We start from the raw sequence: 21550 nt of genomic DNA on the forward strand, positions 1-21550 counted from the left end.
TACGACCAGCACGCCGAACGCCTGGTGACGGTCTCGCATAAGTAGCCCTCCGAATACCCGGCCGGTTCCGGTTGTACTTGGCTCTGGAGGAAATCAGGTTGAAGAAAGAGACCGAAGACCGGCTTCTGGGCATGGCAGGAACCTTGATCGCATCCGCAACTCTCTTCGTCGCCGGATTTGCGGGTGGATTCATGGTCTCGTTCCGTTTCTTCTTCATTCATATGGATACGGAAAGCCCCTGGCCGTATGTAGTCGTGGGGTTGGTCGCGGGGGTAATAGCAGCGTTCATTCCATTCACCATGAGAGCGGCCGGGGCTGGAACCCTCGAGGAAGTCCGCCGCAACAGCCGGGAACGGAAATAGGCGCATCAGGACCGGTTTCCCGCGGCAAGACCTGCCGCAGCGCGTTTGGCTGACCGCCGGAGACGGCGCTCTTGCCGGCGGGATAGCGCTCGGCAAGTGCAGAGCCGAAGCATATCGAGCGGGCGCCGGGCGGTTCCAGGCGCGGCACACTTCTTGGGTCTGTCTTGGGACTCTTCCACCTCAACCCGGAAGACCCTGCCATGCGTTTCCCGCAGGAAAGCCGCGGCGTGCTATGCTCACGACTGGTGCGATCAACGAGGCATCTAACGGAGGAGCTGTACCATGGCGCCGCGAACGCTTCGCGTCCTGGCCGGAGGGCTGGTGCTTGTTGCCGCATGCCGCGCGCTGTGCCAGGAGAATCCAGGACAATATGAAACCAACCCGTTCGTCATCGCCCTCGATATCCCCGGCCCCGAGGACAGCGCCGGCGGCATCGTCACCGCTGACCTGAGCGATGATGGATTGATGGACTATCTGGTGACCGTCCCGGGACATGTGGCTGCGTACGCGCATGACGGATCGAAACTGTGGATACACGCACTCGACGTCCAGGTCGGGGGCTCTTCCGAGCGCGAAGGCCTGCCCGGTCATTGCGGACCCGGCGTGCAGGCCGCGGACATCGACGGCGACGGCAAGACAGAGGTCCTCTATCTCACGAAGGACGGCATGCTCCATGTCGTGCAGGGCAAGACCGGGGATCAGAAGTGGTCCGCGAAGTTGCCCGTCCCGGATGGCGCGGAACGCTGGGAACATGCCGTCGTAGCCAACTTTCGCGGCAACGGCGACCGGGACATTCTGCTCCAGGCCACCAATCGCGACGGTTACCGGATGGGGCGCTATGTCGCGGCATTCTCCCTCGATGCGGTCGAGAAGGGCGAGACGAAACCCCTCTGGCAGCGGGACGATTTCCTGGCCTGCGCCCACAACGGGGCCCGGGTCGCGGATCTGGATGGCGATGGAAAGGACGAGGTGCTTAGCGGAATGGTCGTGGGTTCGGACGGGGCGGTACGGTGCCAGATCCCGCTGCGCGGGCACGTGGACTCGATCTTCATAAACGACGTTGTGCCGGAAAAGGCCGGGCTGGAGGCGGTTGCCCTGGAAGAAGGCGGCGGAGACGAAGGCAACCGCGTATTCCTGTTCAACGCCGACGCCCTCCTTTGGGAAACGCACCACGAGCATTGGGAGCCGCAGAATGCGGCCATCGGCGAGTTCGCCCCCGCACAGCCCGGCATGGAGCTCTGGTGCCGCAGCCGTTTCGACGAGCACCAGAAACCGTTCGTCTTCGACGCCCAAGGAAAGCTCCTGAGCCAGTACGCGATGGACGACGTTGCCCCCGAAGGATGGACTGTGAAGGGCGTAGAACTTATCTGGAGCATCGACTGGACGGGCGGCCCCAAGCAGTTCGCCGTCGCGAAAGAACGCCATACCTCCGGGAATGTCGCGATCTTCGACCCGGTGAAAGGCACGTTTGATACCATATTCGACGAGAAAGCCGACCGGCTCTATGTGGCGGATGTGTCGGGGGATTGGCGCGAGGAAATCGTGGTCCTGGCAGCCAACGAAATCCACGTCTACCACAATGCCGCCGAGAACGCCAATCCGGACCATCCCCGGTTGTGGGACCAACAACATTACCGCCGCAGCAAGATGACCTACAATTATTACAGCCCGTGACGGCCTTGCCGGGCACGATCCTGCCGCCGCGCCCGGCTCTCCGACGTGCTACCTGGCCTGTCCGGCGCGGCCCACGGTGTCCGTAGGCCCCGTGAAGCCCGGACCGCCCGCCGCGACATAGCCATGGCTCGCCCCGCTCTCGTCAGGACTTACCCAGAACGCATACAGGCTTCCCTGTTTGAGATGAAAGCGGAACCGCACGGGTTTCCCAGCGAACGCGGCAAGGTCGCCGCCGGATTTCCATGCCACCTCCCCGCACGTGGAATCGGCCGTCACCGGCACGCACTCGTCCTTCATAAACCCGGGTTGCGGCACGCCGGACACATCGCAGACCTCGACCCGCAGTTCGCCTCCGTCCGTTTTCGCGTTCACGAACAACCGTTTTCCGGAGAAGCGAACGGGGCGCGTGAGCAATATGCCCTCGGCTTCCCCCGCGTCCATCGAGACAAACCCGTCGCGGCGCAGCGTAGCAAGGCCCGTCGCGCACACCCCCGAGGACGGAAACCCCTGCACACCCCGGCGGCCGCTGACATAGAAGTAGAGCTTGTCGCCGATAACGAGGCAGCACCCGCCGGCGGACTGCACGTTGCCCCAGTTCCAGTCGCCGTAGTGTTCGGACACGGAAATGAACGGTTCGTGAGTGGGGCGGTACCAGTGGAAGCCGTCGCGCGTATAGCCAATGCACAGCTCGTTGGGTTTCGCGCGGTCCTTGGGCTGTCCGCGCCAGATGTCGAACATGCCGATGATCACGCTCTCGTAGGCGGCCGCATCGAGGTTGTACAACTCGCAGGGCGTGTTGAGGTCCGCGCGCGGCGGATCGAGGGTATCCGCCCCGACCCAGAACGGCGGCCCGCCCTTTTCCCATTTCGCGCCCTCGACGAAATCAGCGTGCTCGTGGTAGCGCCTGAACCGGCCCAGACCGTCACCGGGGTAGTCTCGAATGCCGTACACCCACACTTTCCGGAAGGGGTTGTAGAACATGGTGCTGCGATCGCCCATGGGCCCGGTTTGCGCCACCGGGTCTCCCCAGTGAATCCCGTCCGATGACCAGAAGATTTTCGGAGGAGCGCCCTTCAGGTAGGCAAACATCTTGTACCGCTTCGCAGGGTCCTTCTCGAACAGGTCCAGCCAGATCGTGTTCGAGTCGCGGCCCAGATTCTGGACGATGTTGGTATCGGGCACAACGTCCAGGAGCGGCTTTTCCCAATGAATGCCGTCCTTCGAGGTGGCGTAGCAAGTCGTCTTCACGTAGCCGCCCATATACCACATTTTGAACAACTGCTCGGCGGGGTCGTACCACACGCCATCGCTGAACGGCATGGCCGTAGGCGCGGGCTTGCCCTGCGACTCGGTGTCGCTCTCCCACGCCTTGTCCGGCGCCAGCACGGGATTCTCGGGCCAGTACTCGGCGGCATGATGGGTGCGCGCCAGACTCGTCTCCGCGACGAGGAAGTCATCCACGAAAAGCTGCCTGCCTACATCGATGGGGATCACTTCCGGCGGATTCTCCAGATAGGGTACGGGCATGGGCTCGCGGCTGAGGGGCCGGTCCGGCGGCCACACCTCCGGCAGCCGAATGCCGTTGTAGAGCAGTTCTCCCCCTGTATCCTCTTCCCCGCCAAACGCCATTGGCCCCGCAGTGACCCCGCAAACAAGCACAATCACCCATACACAAAGCAACTTGCCCGGAATTACGCTGCAATTCATGGCTGCTCCCCTTCTCTTGCCGCTTCCACGTCCCAAAACCCAGTCTAATCCACCTGAGATATGCAGTCCAGCGGAAATACTCGGCGGGACTCGAGCCAAGTGTGCGCCGCAACGCGATGCATTGGCGCAAGCGAGTCCGCCGAAGGCGAACGAGTCGGGCCGGTCCCGCAACGTTCTGCTGGTTTGGTTGCCGCGATGCCGGCCTGTGTCCTGTGGCATGTTTCAGCCCTCTCTTTGACATTCTCGGCGGTCAAGGGCAGAATTGCACAGGATGGGTGCGCATCCCCGGCAATCGATGAATCCCGCAGGACGCGCTGCTGCTGTCCCGTTCGAAACACCGTTTCGAAGCCGTTCGAAACGCCGTTTCGAACGCACACGCATGAATGGGGAGATTTCCTATGGCTGAAAACGTTCCCGATGCCGCCGGAACAAGGCGCGCCCCGTGGTGGAGAACCATTGGCCCCGCTTTGATAACCGCCTGCGTGGTATTCGGCCCGGGAAGTCTGGTCGTCAGCGCGAATGTGGGCGCCACATACGGGTATGACCTCCTCTGGTTGCTGGTTCTGGCGGGGCTGGTCATGGGCGGATACATGACGATGTCGGCCCGCGTGGGCGTCACTGCGGGCGCCACTCACTTCACGACGCTGGCCCGCGAGGTTAACCGCCCCTTTGCGGCGCTGTTGGGCACGGTGCTATGCCTGACCTGCGCCTCGTTCCAGTTCTCGAACAACCTGGCGGTATCTCTGGTGGCGGGCGCCTTTGCCCCTGAGAAACATGCCCTGGCCGTTCAGATTACCGTCATGGCTATGCTCAACGCCGTCATGATTGCCTTCATGTTCCGGGCAAGTTCCGTATTCAAGACCATCGAGAACGTCATGAAATACATGGTCGGCATAGTGCTCCTGTCGTTCCTGGTCAATCTGATCTTCGTGCGCCCGAACCTCCTGGCCGTCTTGAAAGGGCTCGTGCCCGGCATCCCCGAGAAACTGGCCTTGGGCGTGCCGCAGATCGTCGGCGGGGCAATCAAAGACCCGCTGGTGCTGATTGCTTCTCTGATGGGCACGACGTTCTCGGTCGCGGCCGCGTTCTTCCAAGGGAATCTCGTGCGCGAGAAGGGTTGGGATAAGGACGATTACGAGCGTGGCGTCGGCGACGCCGTCGCGGGCGTTTGCGTCCTTTCGCTGGTGAGCATGATCATCATGACCACCGCCGGCACGGTCATCCTCGGCAAGCCCGCCGACGACCTGGCCACTCTGGCTCTCACCCTGAAACCTCTGTTGGGGTCGGCCGCGTTTGTCTTTTTCTGCATCGGGCTGGCGCCGGTTGCTCTGAATCCGTTCCTCATCAACTCCATGATTGGCGGCACCGCTCTGGCAGACGGATTCGGCTTGCCCGGAAAACTCAACGATTTCTGGCCCCGCATGTTTACCATCTGCGTGTTGCTCACGGGGTTCGTTATCGCCAGCATCGGCCTATGGCTGAAGATTCCCACCGTCAATCTCATGATCTTCGGGCAAGCCCTGACGGTCATCGGCAACCCGCTTATGGCCGCGACGATCCTTTGGCTGGCGAATCGGAAGAACGTCATGGGCGACCGGCGCAACCGGCTCCCCTCTAACATGATCGGCGCGCTCGGCATCGTCGTCGTCCTGCTGCTCGCCGTGCGAATGATATGGTTCTTGTATCTGCGCTTGACCCTGGTCCTCACGTGACCCGGCCGCGGCCGCCCGGGAAGCCGGGATGGCAAACCCGGCCCGCGTTGCCAGTCTTGACGCGCGGTGGGCGGGCGGGTACCATCGTAAGGAATCGGGGATTTGGTCTCGGACGGCTCCGAGACCCGGCGCAGGGGAGAGGCGATACGTTTACCCCGTGCAGGGGTAGCTACGGATACTGATTCCGTCAACCCGCCCCGGAAAAAGTTGTTCAGCCGGGGCACAGCGGAAGGAGAGAGCCATGATTGCTGTGATGACCGCTTTTTCGGGAGTATTTGCCCTCGGAGTCTGTTTCTCCATTCTGGGCAGCATCAAGTTGAAGCTGGCGGAACAGTTGAAGATCGACGACGCCAAGGTCGGGCAGCTGATCTCGGCGTTGATGTTCAGCAGCTTGGTGTTCGTGTTGCTCATCGGTCCGCTGACCGACCTGCTGGGATTCAAGCTGATTGCGCTGGTGGGGTTTGCGGCCGGCGCCATCTGCGTATGGCTGCTGGCCAGCGCCACGTCATACCAGGCCTCTCTGGTAGCGTGCCTGCTGCTGGGCGGCGCGGCGATGTGCGTAAACACCGTCGGCAACGCCCTTGGACCCCTGGTCCTGTTTGGCGGAAAGAACAATGCCGCCGCATCGAATCTGCTCAACGTGTTTTTCGGCATGGGCGCCTTCATCACGCCGCTGATCGTGGCCGCCCTGCTCAAGAAGCTGGGGTATAAGAGCACTGTCGGGCTGATTGGGGCGATTCTGTTGATCCCGATTATCTACACCGTGTTCGGCACGTTCCCGGCGCCGCCCGAGGGGTTCAAGATTACGCAAGCGTTGGGGCTCCTGGGCCGCGGCGGCGTGTGGGCAGGCGGGCTGGCCCTTTTCTGCTACATGAGCCTCGAGGTCACCCTGGCCGGATTCGTTACCACCTACCTGAAGAGCCATGACCTCTCCGACGAAAAGGCCGGAACGGCTCTTTCGGGGTTCTGGATCGCGCTGATGCTCGCCCGGCTCATTGCGGCGTTCACGATACCGGCCCAGGCGTCCGTGTATGTGGTGCCGGCTCTCGCGTTGGTGGCGGTTATCTCGATCGCCGTTATGGTCGGCGCCAAGTCGGTGGGGATCGGCGTGGGCGCCACCCTCCTGACCGGCTTCGTGCTGGGGCCCATTTTCCCGACCCTGGTGGGCGTCACCTTCAACAAGACCGAGACATCGGGCAGCGTGTTCAGCCTGATTTTCGGGATCGGGTTGCTGGGCGCAATCCTGATGCCCAGTCTGATCGGCAAGTACGCGGCCAAGATGAACATCCGACAGAGTCTGCGGATTCTGGTTGGCGTCGCCGCGGCGTTGATCCTTCTGAGCGCGTTCCTCAGCTTCGGAATCCCCGACGCCAAGCCCGCTCCCGCGCTTCCTCCCGCGGCCGGAGCAGCCCTTTCGGTTCCAGATACGGCTCCGCACGCCACGTCGGCCTCGTGGACCCAAGCAAGCATACGGTAACACACACAGCGGCCGGGTAAACGACTCGTCGAACGTTTCCGGGCGGCGCCGCCCCAAGGACGGCGCCGCCCGTTTTGTTGCGCGACACCCTGAGTCAGCCCGTTCTGCCCAGAGGCCGTCACCAGGGGGGAGTCCCCTACCCTTTCAATCCGCTCATGGCGATACCCTGGATGAAGGTGCGCTGGGTGAAGAAGAACAAGACAATGATGGGCGCCACAACGAGGGTGGAGGCGGCCATGAGCAGATTCCACGGGGTGCCGCCCTGACGGCTCTGGAAAAACTGCAACCCAAGCGCCAGGGTAAAGGTGTCCTGGTCGATCAGGTAAATCAGCGGTCCGAGGAAATCGTTCCAGCAGTACATGAAATGGAACAGGGCCACCACGGCGAGGGCCGGCCGCGAAAGAGGCAGCACCACCCGCCGGTAAATGCCGAATTCCGAGCATCCGTCGATGCGGGCCGCGTCGTCGAAGTCGCGCGGAATAGTCAGGAAGAACTGGCGCAGCAGGAAAACATTGAACGCGCTCGCCCCGAACCAGGCAGGCAGCCACAACGGCCGGAACGTGCCGATCCAGTGCAGTTTCCGGAACACGGCGTACAGCGGCACCATAGTGACCGGAAACGGCACCATCATCGTTGCAAGAAGCACCAGGAACACGATGTCGCGGCCTTTCCATTCGATGCGCGAAAACCCGTACGCGACCACCGAACTGCTGAGCACGGTCCCGAGGGTGCCCAGGATGGCGATGGTGAGGGTGTTGCGGGCGTACGCGAAGAAGGGGATGTAATTGACCGCCTGCCAGAAGTTTTCCCACTGGACGGGGTCGGGAATCCACCGCGGCGGCATGACCATGGTCTGATCAATCGGTTTGAGCGCTGTCGAGATCATCCACACGAGCGGGAAGAGAAACAGGAGGCTTCCAGCTACCAACACGGCGTGAATCGCGAGCGCCCGCGGCCAGCTCAGCTGGTTGGCATGGGAAGCAGTGCGGGTCTTGCGCCGTTTGACCCCGTCGGATGCGATGTTCCGGCTATCCCCCATAATGCACCCTCTTGCGCGACATGCGATACACCAGAAGCGTCAATGCCAGGATGATGAGGAACAGGATCCACGCCATGGCGCACGCATAGCCCATGCGAAGGTAGCGGAACGCGGAATTGTAGAGATACATCGTGTAGAAAGTGGTCGACCGCGCGGGCCCGCCCGTGCCGTCCGTAAGCACATATGGCAGCGCGAACACCTGCAGCGCCGAGATCAAGCCCATGACGACGTTGAAGAATATGGCCGGCGACAACAGGGGGATGGTGATGTGGCGCACCTTTGAGAACCACCGGGCCCCGTCGAGATCGGCCGCCTCGTACAACTGCTTCGGTATATCCTGCAACCCCGCCAGATAGATGACCACGGCATGCCCCACCCCCCAGAGGCTCATGAGAATGATGGCGGGCTTGGACCACGCGGTCGATTGCAGCCAGATGGGCGCCTGGAGACCCAGCGGGTTCAGCACCATGTTGAGAACGTAGTTCACGACGCCGTACTCGCCGTTGAGCATCCACATCCACAGTATGCCCAGCGCGACAAGCGGCGTGAGCGACGGCAGAAAGAAGATCGTGCGGTATATGGTCATTCCGCGCACGCCGGTATTGAGCAGCAACGCCAGCACGATCGCCAGCAAGGTCGCCAGCGGCAGGAAGAACACGGCGAAATACATCGTGTTGTAGAGCGATTTCCAGAGCACCGGGTCGGTCAACAGCTCGTGGTAGTTTGCGCCGCCCACAAACACGGGAGGTTTCAGCACCGAGTAGTCGCAGAGGCTGTAGTAAAACGAAGCCGCCAGGGGATAGATCGTGAACGCGGCGAAACCCGCAATCCACGGCGAAATAAACAGCAGGCCGTTCCTGATGCTTCGCATTTCGCGGCTCGTCATCGCGCGGCCTCCGCCTCCGCCCGTTCGCGGCGCTCGATGCTCGCGCGCGCACGGACCCACATATCCGACACGCGCTCCTGCACCATCGACACCGCGGCTTCGGGCCCGGTCGTGCCGAACATGACCATGTCGAACGCCGGCGTGATCTCGTCGTTGTACTCGTACCACATGCTCATCAACGGCGCATAGAACGCATTGGGGCTGTCCGCCAGCGTGATGAACACCTCGATGTAGGGGTTGGGATGGTTGGCCAGAAACTCAGGGCTCACCTCCTTGAGCGGCGTGAATTTCTTGTGGCCCATGTTGAGAAGCTCCAATCCTTCCTGCGAACAGAGATACTGGATGAACTCGAAGGCTTCGTCGGGATGCCGCGCGCCCGCCGGAATGCAGATCGAGTCGCATTCCACCATGGCCACGTGCTCCAGGCCCGGCACCGCGGACGGAAACGGCGCCGCGCCCCACTCCAAACCGGGCGCATAGGTCTGGATAAAGTTCGCCATCCACACGCCCTGAACGATCATCGCCACCCGCTCACTGAAAAAGGGGTTCTGCGGCGTGGCGAACTGGCCCGCGATGCCGCTTTGAAACCGCCGCAACTCCTCCGCCCCGTACTTCTGGGGATAGCTCTGGATCCATTTCCACGCCGCCAGGTTCTCCGGCGTATCGAACGTGACATTCTCGCCGTCCCACAATTCACCCCCGAACCAGTATCCCCACGACCAGTGCCACCACCCCGGCTCGGACGGCGTAAACCCAACCTGCACGAGATGGCCGTTCTCATCGTACTTGGTCAGTTTCCCGGCCATCTCGTCGAGTTCAGCCAGCGTTCGCGGCGGACGTTCGGGATCGAGCCCCGCTTCGCGGAACAGCCGCTTGTTCCAGTGCAGCGCGGTCGAGGCCGGCGTCGTCGGCAGGCCGTACAACGTGCCCCGGTAGGTGTTCTGTTCCAGGAACACCTCGGTAAACGCCTCCCGGCGCATGCCCGCCTTCTCCATGAAGGGTTCCAGCGGCATCAGGGCCCGTTTCTCGGCGAACTGCGACAGCCCCGCGCTCCATAGTCCTACCAGGTCCGGCGGATCGCCGCCCGCGATCGCCACCAGCGCCTTCCGGTCGATCTGGCTCATGGTGACCAGATTGACGTAGATGCGGTCCTGCTTCCCGTTGAACCGGTCCACCACCCGCTGGATGGCCTCACCCTCGAATCCGGTCCATTTTTCCCAGTACGTGATCCGGAGACGGCCGTCGACGTACTCGTCCCGCGGTTGAGGAATGATGATGTTGCAGCCGGACAGGCAGATGAGAGCTGCGAGCAAAACGCACACAACACCGAACGCAGACGGCCCCAGCGAACCTGTTGTGACGCGGCCTCCTCGCGCTCTGGCGCACCCCGCTGTGGCGTGGCCTCCCCCCGCTGTGGCGTGGTCTCCTGACCACGCCACTCTTGCGACCGAAGGCCTCCCGCCCCCGCCTCCGCACCCTGGAACCAGCAACACGGAGACCGGCAATCGCGCGCGCGGTGCGTTCACTGGACCGCGCCACGCCAGCGTCCCTGGCCCGTTTCGGCGATTGCTCACGTTACCCCCCGAACCAGAACATGGAAACATTCACATGGCGCCAAACCCTCCTAGCATACACATTTCACCGCCTGGATTTGAAACCCAACACGGCATCGCTACAGGCTTGACGCCTGCGCTGCCATGACCAGCGCCGGCTTGCGCCGGGCGCCGGGGAGTCGTACCATCGCGCGGCGATGGTTCCGTAGCGTTCGGGAGACTGGTCCGCTCATGCTCATCAAGATCGTGGCTGTATCCGGGGTATTCTGCCTCGGCTTTTGTTTTGCGCTGCTGGGTTCGCTCAGCGTGAAGATCATGCCGCGCCTGGGGATTGGCAAAGCGGCGTTCGGCACCCTCGTGGCAGGATTCATGTTCTCAAGCACTCTTTCGTGTCTCGCCCTGGGATTCTTCGTGGACGCTCTGGGATACCGCCCGATTGCGGTATCCGGGTTTGTCGGCGTGGCCCTGTGCACATTGCTGTTGGCGCGGTGCAGGGCGTTCGCGCCCGCCATGGCCGCCTGCATCCTCCTGGGACTCTGCGCAATGTCGGTCAACACGGCGGGCAACACCCTCATCACCATCACGCTGTTTGACGGTACGAATCCGGCCGCCGCGAGCAATCTGGGCAACGTGTTCTTCGGTGCAGGTCTTCTGCTGACGCCCCTGCTGGCAAGCGTGCTGTTCGAGCGCCTGCAGTTCGACCGGGCCGTGTCGCTGTTGGCGATCTTCCCCGCGCTCCCCGTATTGCCGGCGCTCTTCGCCCAATATCCGGCCATAGAGACAGGGTACAGTCTGGCCAGCGCGCTGGCTATCGTGCGTGAACCCGCCGTTATCGCGGCTTCGGTCTGGGCATTCTTCTACTCGTCCATCGAGACCGTCCTGTCGAGTTGGCTGCCCAGCTGCGGGAAGGAGGTATTCGAACGGGCCGAACCCGGTGTGGCGGAAGCGCATCGCGACGCTTCCGCGCAACGCCTCTTGTCGTATTTTGCCCTGGCGATCATCGCGAGCCGGGTGGGCATGAGCCTGGCGCCGTGGCTTGCGGCCCACGGCGTCCCGGTGGTGACGGCCGGGTCGATGCTCCTGATTCTCTCGTTGGCGGGGTTGCGGTTCGCGCAATCGTCCCGAGCTTGCCGGCTATGCGTTATCGTCGCGGGGCTCGGTATCGGCCCCTGTTATCCCACAACCCTGGGCATGGTGTTTTCAAAATTCTACCCGGGGGTCTACGGCACCATTTTCGGTACGATGTCCACCCTCGGCATGTTCGGGGGCACGGTCGCCCCGAAGATCATCGGCAACATCGCGCAGCGCTCGAGTGTCCAGCGGGCGCTGTTGTGGCTGATCCCCGCGTGTCTTCTGCTGACAGCCGCGATCTTCGTGACCGCCGCCCTGCCGGGACGCGGCGCCCCCGTACCATGACAAGCCAAGCGCGCTCGCCGGGAGAGGGCCGTCTGTTCGGTTGCGGTCAACGGCCGTGCCGGGATACTCTAATGAGCAACTTCAGAAAACGACCCTTGGCGTCAAACATACCGGAGGAAAAACCGCCATGACCGAATTGAAACATGGCCTCGTGGTGACCCTTGTCCTGGCTCTTGCGCTTTCGCTGTTTCCCGGCTGCGGACCCAAGGAGGCGCCTCCCGCGCCGCGGGAACCGTCTCAAGCGCCTGTAGAACAACCCGCCGCGCCTCCGGCTGAGGCGGCACTACCCGCTGATACCGGCGACCCCATCGCGGTCATGAAAGAGCCGCCGGCCATGCCGAAAGGGTACGGTTCGACCCCCGAAGTCATGATCGCCATCGGCAAGGGCGAGATCGAGCTGCTTGATGAGAACGTAAAGCCGCCGGAAGACGTGAAAGAGCTCGCGGGTATCGAGTACTGCAACATCGACGGCATATCGCTGAAACTCGACCTGGCTCTGCCCGCCGAAGCCAAAGGACCGCTCCCCGGCCTGATCTTCATCCACGGCGGCGCATGGGCCAGTGGCGAACGCGAGATTTACCACCTCTATACCTACAAATTCGCCCAGCAGGGCTATGCCGCGGCGACCATTTCATACCGCCTTGCGGGGCAGGCAAAATTCCCCGCCGCCGTGCAGGACGTGAAATGCGCCGTGCGTTGGATGCGCGCGAACGCCGCGACCTATGGCATCGATCCTGACCACATCGCGGTGCTTGGCGGCTCCGCGGGGGGGCATCTCGCCATGATGGTCGGGTACACCTCCGATGTGCCGGAATTCGAGGGAGAGGGCGGCAACCCGGGCGTCAGCAGCGCCGTCCAAGCGGTGGTCAATTTCTACGGACCCTATGATCTTACCGCGGAAATCGCCCAGAATTCGGACGATGTCAAAGGGTTCCTCGGCGTTACCTACGAGGAAAACCCCGATCTCTATCTCAAAGCGTCGCCTATGAATTACCTGAATGCGGGTGACCCGCCTACCCTGATTTTTCATGGAACCATCGACGAGGTGGTGCCGGTGGAACAGTCGGAGCGCCTTGCGGCACGGCTCGGAGAGTTGGGCATTCCCTATACGTTCGAGCGTTTCGAGGGATGGCCCCACACCATGGACCTTGCCAAGGCGGTTAACGAGCGCTGCCGCTGGTTCATGTACCGGTTCTTCGAGGAACATCTCTCACTTGAACCAGCGGCCCCTGCGGGTGCGGCGCAATGAGAATGGCGGATTGCGGCTGGGTGTGGGAAGGCCAGGGCCTCGACCCGGGCGTGCACCCATCCATCTTCGGCATCGGAGATGGCGCGGAGTTTTTCGGCCTCCGGAAAGTGCATTTCCTGTTCCATGACACGACGCGCCTGGCCCTCCAGCGTCTTGCGCATCTGGAGGAGGTCGTGCCCGACATCTCGAAGTGGCGGTTCCGCGATACGAAGAACGGCGGTTCGGAGAGCTACTGCGACGGCCGGCCCGAGACCGTCCGCGCCGAGGCGGAGAAAGTCAGCCGGTTCTCGCGCGAGTTCCCCAACATCACCGGCGGGTACTACGACGACATGAAAGGGCTCATTACCAAGTATGGGCACGGAGCCGACGAGTGCGCCCGCATACACGACGCGCTCCGCAGCGAGAACAAGAACCTCAAGCTGCACACGGTGGTGTACAGCCACGAGCTTGACCCGCCCGGGTTCTGGCTGCCTCTCCTGCCCTACATGGACGTCGTGACGTTCTGGGTCTGGGGCTACGAGCGGCTCGCAACGCTCGAGGATGACCTCAAACGGTGCCGCGAACTCTTCGGCGGCCGGCCCATCCTAATGGGGTGCTATCTGCGGGACTATCCGACCGCGTCGCCCATGCCCATGGAATCGGTCCGCCACCAGTGGCGGGTGCTGGCCGATGCGCTGGCCGGCGGCCTCGTCGACGGATACGACATTCTCGCGACCGTTCTTATCGAAGGCCAGCTCGAGCAGGCCGAGTGGATTCGGGATTTCATCAAAGACCATTCGTAGGAGTGAATCATGCGGGTGTTGGTGATGGGCGCGGGCGCCATGGGTTCCGCGGTCGGAGGGTTTCTGGCAAAAGCCGGGCATGCTGTAACGCTCGTCGGCCGCCCGGCCCATATCGAAGCCATCGCCCGGCAGGGGTTGCGCATCACGGGCATCTGGGGCGGCCACCACGTCTCGAACCTGGCCACGGCCACCGGCGCCGCCGCGTTCAAGCCCGGAGATTTCGATCTCATCCTGATCACCGTGAAATCGTACGACACGCGGACGGCCGTGGCCGCCATTGCGCCCCTGGTCGACAGCCACACCCTCGTATGCTCCTACCAGAACGGCCTCGGAAACGCCGAGATCATCGCGGAAGCCGTCGGCTGGCACAGAACAGTCGGAGCGCGGGCTATCTACGGCGTGTGGCTCCCGGAGCCCGGCACGGCCGAGATCACGGTCATCGCGAATCCCACCGCGCTAGGCGTTTACACGCCCGATGCCCCGGCGGACCGGGTCCGCGGGATCGCCGAAGCGATGAACGCCTCAGGCGTGCCCACCGTCTACACCGACCGTATCGCCACCGTGCTCTGGGGAAAAGTGGCCTACAACTGCGCGCTGAACCCTCTCTCCGCGCTCCTCGATGTGCCCTACGGGGCGCTGCTCGACACGGAACACACCCGCGCCATCATGCGCGATGTGGTCCACGAGTTGTACGCGGTGGGACGCGCCATGAATGTGAACCTCGACCCCGGCGCGCCCGAAGCGTACGTGACTCTCCTGTTCGAGGAGCTGATTCCCCCCACGGCAAAACACTATGCGAGTATGCGCGAGGATTTCCGGCTGAAGCGCCGCACCGAGATCGACGCTCTCAACGGCGCTATCTGCCGGTACGCCGGCGCGCAGGGCATCGTATGCCCCGCCAACACCCTGTTAACCCGCCTGGTTCACGCGCGCGAACATCAAATCGGCCTGCATTCATAGCGTTCGCGCCCGAACTGCGCTTGACGTTGCATCCCGTCAAGCGCACAATAGAGACAAACCGGTTCAGGTGCAATCAGATGATCGTTCAGTGTGAATTGTGCCCGAAAAACTGCCTGATCGCTCCCGGGCAAAGCGGTGAATGCCGGGTCCGCGTGAACCTGGACGGCAAACTGGTCGCGGTCACGTACGGGAGACCCTGCGCCGCACACGTAGACCCGATCGAGAAGAAGCCCCTGTTCCACATGCTGCCGGGGTCCGAGATCTTGTCGATAGCCACCGTGGGCTGCAACCTCCACTGCAGGAACTGCCAGAACTGGGAGATTTCCCAGGAGAACCCCGAGAATGTCACCGCGCGGGAAATGCCGCCGGCGGACCTCCCCCGCATGGCCGCGTCCTACGGGTGCCGGTCCATCGCCTACACTTATACCGAGCCCATTGTCTATTACGAATACACCCTTGACGGATGCATGCAGGCTCACGATGCAGGGCTCAAGAACGCGCTTGTTACGGCTGGTTACATCAACCGCCCGCCCCTCGAGCGCCTGGCCCCTTACGTCGACGCCGCCAACATCGACCTGAAGTCCATGTCCGACGCATTTTACCGGGACATCTGCGAAGGAAGCCTGGCTCCCGTGCTTAGCGCCCTGGAAACCGCGAAAGCGGCGGGTGTTTGGGTGGAGGTCACGAATCTGGTGATCCCCACCCTGAACGATTCCGATGCCGAGTTACAGAAACTCTCCCGCTGGGTGGCGGAGAACATGGGCCGCGAGACCCCCCTTCATTTCTCCCAATTCCACCCCGCGTACCGGATGAAGAACCTGCCGCCGACCCCCGGAGAGACCATGGACCGCGCGAGAGAGATCGCCAAGGCCGAGGGGTTGTATTATGTGTATATTGGCAATGTGTCACGCCCCGACGGCGAGAATACGTACTGCCACCAATGCGGAACCCTGTTGCTCGCCCGGGAACGGTACACCATACTCGAGAACAAGCTGCGCGAGGGGGCGTGTCCCGCGTGCGGCACGAAAGCGTATGGCATATGGCAATGACGCGACGTACCTTCACACAGACTGCTCTAATGGCCGCGGCCGCCGTGTTCTGTCCGGTCATGCGTTTGGCGCGGCAAACCGTTGTTCGTGTTCGGTATGCGGAGAGGCCGCACGACAAGCGGCATTGTGGGAGCATCGCGCCTCTATCACCGGAAGAAATCGCGCGAGCCGGCAAATGGCTAGGGTAGGCCGCGCCAGGAGCGGCTCAGCTCGGGAGAACAGGGTGTGGCAAAACGTCCGTATGTAGTCGGTGTTGCAGTCGTGCTCATAGTCGCGGCGGCAGCTATTCTGAGTTGGATGGTTGCACGGGTGGGAGTCAAGGAAATGCGCCACGAGCCGCAACAGCAAGCCAAGGCGCCGGAGCCCACGGCGGAACCGTCCCGCCCCAAAAAGGTGTTCGACTCTCCTCTGGCGGGGAGGTGGTACCCGGCAGACCCCTCTGAGCTTGCCGCAATGCTCGATAAACACCTGGCCGCCGCGGTGCAGGACCCATTGGAGCGTGTCCAGGCGCTTGTTCTGCCGCACGCGGGCTACCAGTACAGCGGCCCCGTAGCTGCGTACGGGCTCAAGGCGGCACAAGACCGGGAATATTCGCGCATCGTGATTATGGGCCCGTCGCACCGCGTCCCCATGAGGGGGGGTGCGAGCGTGCCCGATGCTACCCACTACCGGACGCCCCTGGGAGAGATTCCCCTGGATGTGGCATTCATCGAGGCGCTGCTCGAACACAGCATGTTTCGCCGCGTCGCGGAAGTCGACGCCGTCGAGCACAGTGTTCAGATTGAAGTGCCCTTGATTCAGCACAGCATCGGCTCGCCGCCCATAGTACCCATCGTTGTCGGAGAGCTGACGCTGGAACAAACGCGGGAAATGGCGCGCATACTCGGCGGATTGCTCGATGAAAACACCCTCGTGATTGTCAGCAGCGATTTCACCCATTACGGCCCGGCCTACGGGTACGTGCCGTTTGACCGCGACATTCCGGAAAACCTCGAACGGCTCGATATGGCCGCATGGAGCGCGATCGAGTCTAAGAATGCCGAAGCGTTTGACGCGTATCTCAACGAGAGCCAGGCCACGATCTGTGGCACATGCCCCATTCTGGTCCTTCTCGCAATGCTGCCGGAGAACGCCGAACCCCACCTGCTCAACTATCAAACTTCGGGCGCGATCACGAACGATTACGAGAACTCCGTGAGCTATCTCAGCATCGTCTTCACAGGCGCCTGGAGGAAAGGAGCCGCCATGACCGAACCGGCCACTGCGTTGCCCCTCACACAAGAGGACAAGGAACGCTTGCTTACGCTCGCCCGGGAGACCTTGCGATTCTATCTGGAAACCGGCAAGACACCCACACCCGAAGAACTGGGCGTCGAGATCACCCCCGCCATGGAGCAGACCATGGGGGCGTTCGTGACGCTGCACGAACATGGAAGGCTCCGGGGCTGCATTGGCGAGATCGAACCCCGCCGGCCGCTGTACCAAGCCGTAATGGCCAACGCAGTCAACGCTGGCGTCAAAGACTACCGGTTCCCGAATGTCGTGCCGGACGAAATGCCGGAACTGGAGTTTGAAATCTCCGCCCTTACCCCGCCCCAGCCGGTCGAGAGCCCGGAACGCATCGTTATCGGCAAACATGGGATGACCATCGAAAAAGCCGGCCGCCGGGCCGTCTTTCTTCCCCAGGTAGCGCCTGAGCAAGGATGGGACCGCGACACGACCCTCGGCCATCTCTGCATGAAAGCCGGCCTTCCTCCGGACGCATGGCGGGAGGACGCCGCCTTCACCGTGTTTGAGGCCATCGTCTTCGGCGAGGAGAAAGGATGAGATTTCCTCGCGGCGCCTTAGTGTTCACTCTCGGTTTCTTTGCCCTCGCCGCCCAGACGCTGCTGTTTCGCCAATTCTTGACCGCGTTCGAGGGCAACGAACTGGCCATCGGGATATTCTTCTGCTCGTGGCTGGTGTGGGTCACCCTTGGCGCGTGGCTGGCTCGCATACCAACGCCGCTCCACGCCCATCTGGTCACCCGTTTCCGGGGCGCCGTACTGCTCTATCTGCCCGCGTTCGTCATTCAATACGCCCTGATTGGCAACGCGCGTGAAATCGCGGGAGTAGCCCCATACGAGCAGTTCCCGCTCCTGGCCATGGTCGGGGTGTGTTTCGTTGCCAACAGCCCCATCAGCGTGCTGACGGGCGCCTTCTTCACATGGGCGTGCCGGTGGGCCGCGAGCACCGATTCCACCACCAAGCCGAACGATGCCGGACTCACGCCCGCCTGGGTCTATATGCTCGAGGCGATCGGCGCGGCCGCAGGAAGCCTCTGGGCGACGATGTGGCTCGCCGGCGGCGTCCCCGTCGAAACCGTCTTTCTTTCAACCGCGATCGTTCTGACTGCCGGAGGCATCGAAGTCAACCGTTCCGGCTCGGTACGACTGGCCGCCGCGATATTGCTCGCGCTGCTCATCTACCTGGGAGCGGGAGACTACTGGTCCGCCTGCACCCATCAACGGCAGTGGGGCCGCCTGCTCCCCGCCGGATACCAGGGCAGCGTTACCACCGCCCAGGCCGAGTACCTCTATGGCGAACACGACGGGCAGTTCACCGTGATGTCATGGGGCAGCGTATGCGAAACGCCGTTCACGACATCGCAAGGCGCCGAGGACGCCGCGGCAATCCTGCCGCAGTGCCCCGGAGCGCGGCGCATCCTGGTGCTGGGTACGGATGCATACCCGTTGTGCAGCGTGTTGTGCAGCCTGACGCAAATCGAGCAGGTGGACTGGTTTCACCCCGACCCGGCATATCCCGGCACGTTGCTTGACGTGCTGCGGCAGCGCGGCTATGCCGTGCCCGACAACCTCAAGGCCTACGGTACCGATGCACGCACCTTCCTGCGAGAAACCGCCCTTTCCTACGACTTGATCATCCTGAGTTTGCCCGACACCACCACGCTGCTGCTGAATCGCTACTCGACCGCCGAGTTCTTCGCCACCGTCAGAGGCGCGCTGAAGCCGGGGGGCGTGATTGCCACCCGCGTGCCCGGCGGGGCCAACTACTTGGCCAGTGAGTCCGCGTTTCTGGGCCTTTCCATGATGACGACGCTCGAGGCGGCGTTCCGGAACACGGCGCTCAAACCCGGGGCATCCTCGTGGTTCTTTGCGTCCGATGGCGACACCGTGACAGCCTCCCCCATGCGGCTTGCGCGCCGCTGGCAGCAGATCGACGGCGCGGAAAGATGGTACCCCGCCGAAGGCGTTCGCGACTTCTATCGGGGCGGCCGCGTCATGCAACAGCTCGATGCATACGAGAAGGCTCGCGTCTCGGTTCCCCCCGAGGTCCTCGTCAACACCGACCGGAATCCTCGGGCGTTGCTTTTCGGCATCCTGCTGGAACTTCGGCGCGCGGGATTCCGGCTGGCTGATGCGCTGCCCGGCGTTCTCGGGGGTGGAACATTCGTCGTAGCGGCTGCCTTGCTGGTTCTTGCCGCAAGCCGGTTCGTGTTTCTCATCAAGCACGGCGGCTCCGGCGTTCCGCCGGTTTTTGACGCGCACCTTCTCATAGCCACAACGGGCCTGGCCAGCATGGCCCTGTCCATCGTGCTCATGTTCTTCTATCAGGTCCGTCACGGGGCCCTGTTTTTGCACATCGGCATCATATCCGCCCTGGTAATGCTGGGCGCGTGGATTGGAAGCCTTGCAACAAAATGGCTTCTTTCAAGGCGCAACGCCGAATCGCCTCTGGTGTTGCCCGGCCTGCTTACGGGGCATCTCCTCGTGCTTGGAGGGGCGATGGCGATGGGCACGGACGCGCCCATAGCCGTTTTCCTCGCTGGATTCTTCCTGTGCGGGGTTTTCACCGGGGCCTATTTCCCGATCGGCGCGTTTCGCCTCGCCCAAGCGGGCCAACAGCCCGATGTTTCCGGCGCGCACCTCGAGGCGTTCGATAACTTCGGCGGGGCGTTTGGCGCCGCGGTCACGGGCTTGGTTTTGCTCCCATTCTTCGGAGCTGTACACACGGTGGCCCTGCTCGCGGGATTCCTGGCCTTGAACATCCCCCCTCTGCTCCTGGGCAAACGCGCCGAACACGTGCGGCCCGCCGCCGGAGACTGGTTCGACCGGCTGGCCCGTCCCGCATCATACGCGGCGGTTACCATTGCGATGCTCGCGCTCGCGGCATCCAATATCCTCGCCGCATCGAATGCCGCGAGCCGGGCTTCGCGCTTGTTGGACGACGTTCGGACGCTCGCGGGTCAAGATGCGGAACTCGAGTCCGCAACGGTCACACTCGCCGATGGCGCAGCGTTCACGTACTACCGGGAAAAGACTCCCGAAGGTGAAACAAAGGGGTATTTGTTCGATACCCGCGCTCTCGCGGACGATGTTTATGGCTACGGAGGGCCAGTGGTGCTGGCGGTGTCCGTGGATGCCGCCGGGATTGTCCGGGACTACCGCATTGTCCAATCCCAGGAGACTCCGATCTATCTCGACTTCGTGCGTCCCTGGCAGCAGCAACTGACAGGTAAGAACATCTTCGAGCCGGACCCGTTCAAGGACATCGATGCCCTGAGCGGAGCGACTCTCACCAGCAACGCGTTGATGGCCGGCCTCGAGCGCGCGGGCAATCGCTTCGCTCGCGAGGTGCTCGGCCAGTCGATCGCCGCGATCAGCCAGGACAAGCGCTCCGCCCGCGACGTGCCGGGACTGGCGTGGCTGGTCGGCTTGTCGCTTGCAGCCATTGTTGCGCGCCAGCGGCCCAAACCCTGGGTCCGAAGGGCCATCCTCGTCGTTTCACTAATCGTGTGCGGCTGGTACTTGAACCTTCAATACTCCACGCAGCAGGCGGCGAGTCTCGCCACGGGAGCGTTCCCCGCATGGGCCCTGGCCGCGCCGGTGTTCTTGCTGCTGGCGGTTCCGCTGCTCACGATTCTGTTCGGAAATATCTACTGCGGCTACCTCTGTCCGTTCGGGGCCACCCAGGAGCTGTTGGAGGATGTGACGCGGGGGAGTCTGACGGTCGAGCCCACGAAGCAGGCATGGCGCTACGGCCGGGCGGTCAAGTACGTCCTGCTCTTTCTGCTCGCGCTGCTTTTCGCGGTATACCGCGATCCCGCGGTGTCGCAGGCCGACCCGCTCATCAGCATTTTCAGCGGCATGCCAGGCCGGTTCGTGCTTTTCATGAGCATGGGAATATTCGCTCTGTCCCTGGTCTTTCGCCGGTTCTGGTGCCGCAACCTTTGTCCGGCCGGGGCATTCCTGGCGCTTTGTAACGGCATCCGGATCTTCAGACGGCTCCGCCCGGCCATCCAGCCCCGGAAATGCCCCATCGGCGTGTGCCAGGGAACCGACCTCGACTGCATTTGCTGCGACAGGTGCCGCCATGAAGACAGCTGACGCCATATTTCTGGTCTGCGTGTGCGCGGTGGCGGCGCTCTTTGTGTTCGCGACCGTGACGCGGACGGAGAGCGCTTCGCCGGCCGCCCCCGTTCCCGCGGCGGCCGGAGGAGGCGGACGCCCCCGCGACGTCGATATCAACCGCATCCACAAGATGATCGAGCGCGGCGAGTTGTCAGGCCGGGAAGCTGAGTTCTACCGAGAAGCGCCCGCCGAAACCTCAAACGACCAAAACGACACAAAGGACTGAAGGGACACCCAGCGCAGCCCCCTGGGCTCTCCGTCACCTTCCAACCG

Annotated in this window: 16 protein-coding genes; 12 read left to right on the top strand and 4 right to left on the bottom strand. The window is 62.9% G+C overall.

Features of this window, described 5'->3' with window-relative positions:
- Nucleotides 1-98 precede the first annotated feature (98 nt).
- Together PLJ71_17500 and PLJ71_17505 are read left to right on the top strand one after the other, a co-directional pair.
- Nucleotides 99-362, top strand: a complete 264-nt coding sequence (locus PLJ71_17500; protein HQM50488.1) for a hypothetical protein — start codon at nt 99-101, stop codon at nt 360-362.
- Nucleotides 363-644: 282 nt separating this feature from the next.
- Complete coding sequence (locus tag PLJ71_17505; protein ID HQM50489.1) at nt 645-2036, top strand: hypothetical protein; 1392 nt, start codon at nt 645-647, stop codon at nt 2034-2036.
- Nucleotides 2037-2084: 48 nt separating this feature from the next.
- Here the strand turns inward: PLJ71_17505 and PLJ71_17510 are convergent, their stop codons facing one another.
- Nucleotides 2085-3743, bottom strand: a complete 1659-nt coding sequence (locus tag PLJ71_17510) for a hypothetical protein (protein ID HQM50490.1) — start codon at nt 3741-3743, stop codon at nt 2085-2087.
- 398 nt (nt 3744-4141) lie between these two features.
- On the opposite strand from PLJ71_17510, the gene PLJ71_17515 reads away from it, so the two are divergent.
- Together PLJ71_17515 and PLJ71_17520 are read left to right on the top strand one after the other, a co-directional pair.
- Nucleotides 4142-5455 (top strand): Nramp family divalent metal transporter, encoded by a 1314-nt coding sequence (locus tag PLJ71_17515; protein ID HQM50491.1) that lies wholly within the window; start codon nt 4142-4144, stop codon nt 5453-5455.
- A gap of 241 nt (nt 5456-5696) precedes the next feature.
- Nucleotides 5697-6932: an MFS transporter gene (locus PLJ71_17520; protein HQM50492.1), complete on the top strand. Its 1236-nt coding sequence runs from the start codon at nt 5697-5699 to the stop codon at nt 6930-6932.
- A gap of 136 nt (nt 6933-7068) precedes the next feature.
- Here the strand turns inward: PLJ71_17520 and PLJ71_17525 are convergent, their stop codons facing one another.
- Genes PLJ71_17525 through PLJ71_17535 form a run of 3 tightly spaced genes read right to left on the bottom strand, consistent with a single transcriptional unit; the run spans nt 7069 to nt 10170 of the window.
- Nucleotides 7069-7971, bottom strand: coding sequence for a carbohydrate ABC transporter permease (locus PLJ71_17525; protein HQM50493.1), 903 nt, complete (start codon nt 7969-7971; stop codon nt 7069-7071).
- A complete protein-coding gene (locus tag PLJ71_17530) occupies nt 7961-8842 on the bottom strand; it encodes a sugar ABC transporter permease (protein ID HQM50494.1) in 882 nt (293 codons plus the stop codon). The genes PLJ71_17525 and PLJ71_17530 overlap by 11 nt, the downstream gene beginning before the upstream one ends.
- 11 nt (nt 8843-8853) lie before the next feature.
- On the bottom strand, nt 8854-10170 hold the full coding sequence (locus PLJ71_17535; GenBank protein ID HQM50495.1) for an ABC transporter substrate-binding protein: 1317 nt from the start codon (nt 10168-10170) through the stop codon (nt 8854-8856).
- A gap of 471 nt (nt 10171-10641) precedes the next feature.
- On the opposite strand from PLJ71_17535, the gene PLJ71_17540 reads away from it, so the two are divergent.
- The 8 genes from PLJ71_17540 to PLJ71_17575 all read left to right on the top strand — a co-directional run bounded on the left by PLJ71_17540 (nt 10642) and on the right by PLJ71_17575 (nt 21503).
- Nucleotides 10642-11826: an MFS transporter gene (locus PLJ71_17540; protein HQM50496.1), complete on the top strand. Its 1185-nt coding sequence runs from the start codon at nt 10642-10644 to the stop codon at nt 11824-11826.
- A 127-nt stretch (nt 11827-11953) separates the two neighbouring features.
- Nucleotides 11954-13075 (top strand): alpha/beta hydrolase, encoded by a 1122-nt coding sequence (locus PLJ71_17545; protein HQM50497.1) that lies wholly within the window; start codon nt 11954-11956, stop codon nt 13073-13075.
- Nucleotides 13072-13857 (top strand): hypothetical protein, encoded by a 786-nt coding sequence (locus tag PLJ71_17550; protein HQM50498.1) that lies wholly within the window; start codon nt 13072-13074, stop codon nt 13855-13857. Before PLJ71_17545 ends, PLJ71_17550 begins: the two co-directional genes overlap by 4 nt.
- Nucleotides 13858-13866: 9 nt before the next feature.
- A complete protein-coding gene (locus tag PLJ71_17555) occupies nt 13867-14817 on the top strand; it encodes a ketopantoate reductase family protein (protein ID HQM50499.1) in 951 nt (316 codons plus the stop codon).
- Nucleotides 14818-14894: 77 nt separating this feature from the next.
- Complete coding sequence (gene amrS, locus PLJ71_17560; protein HQM50500.1) at nt 14895-15866, top strand: AmmeMemoRadiSam system radical SAM enzyme; 972 nt, start codon at nt 14895-14897, stop codon at nt 15864-15866.
- A gap of 225 nt (nt 15867-16091) precedes the next feature.
- Entirely contained in the window at nt 16092-17693 is a 1602-nt protein-coding gene (gene amrB / locus PLJ71_17565; GenBank protein HQM50501.1) for an AmmeMemoRadiSam system protein B, read from the top strand.
- Nucleotides 17690-21253, top strand: a complete 3564-nt coding sequence (locus tag PLJ71_17570; protein ID HQM50502.1) for a 4Fe-4S binding protein — start codon at nt 17690-17692, stop codon at nt 21251-21253. Before amrB ends, PLJ71_17570 begins: the two co-directional genes overlap by 4 nt.
- The gene (locus PLJ71_17575; protein HQM50503.1) at nt 21240-21503 is read left to right on the top strand and encodes a hypothetical protein; all 264 of its coding nucleotides are present in this window, start codon (nt 21240-21242) and stop codon (nt 21501-21503) included. Before PLJ71_17570 ends, PLJ71_17575 begins: the two co-directional genes overlap by 14 nt.
- Nucleotides 21504-21550 lie beyond the last annotated feature (47 nt).

It is taken from the genome of Candidatus Hydrogenedentota bacterium, from assembly GCA_035416745.1.
Lineage (GTDB): Bacteria > Hydrogenedentota > Hydrogenedentia > Hydrogenedentales > SLHB01 > UBA2224.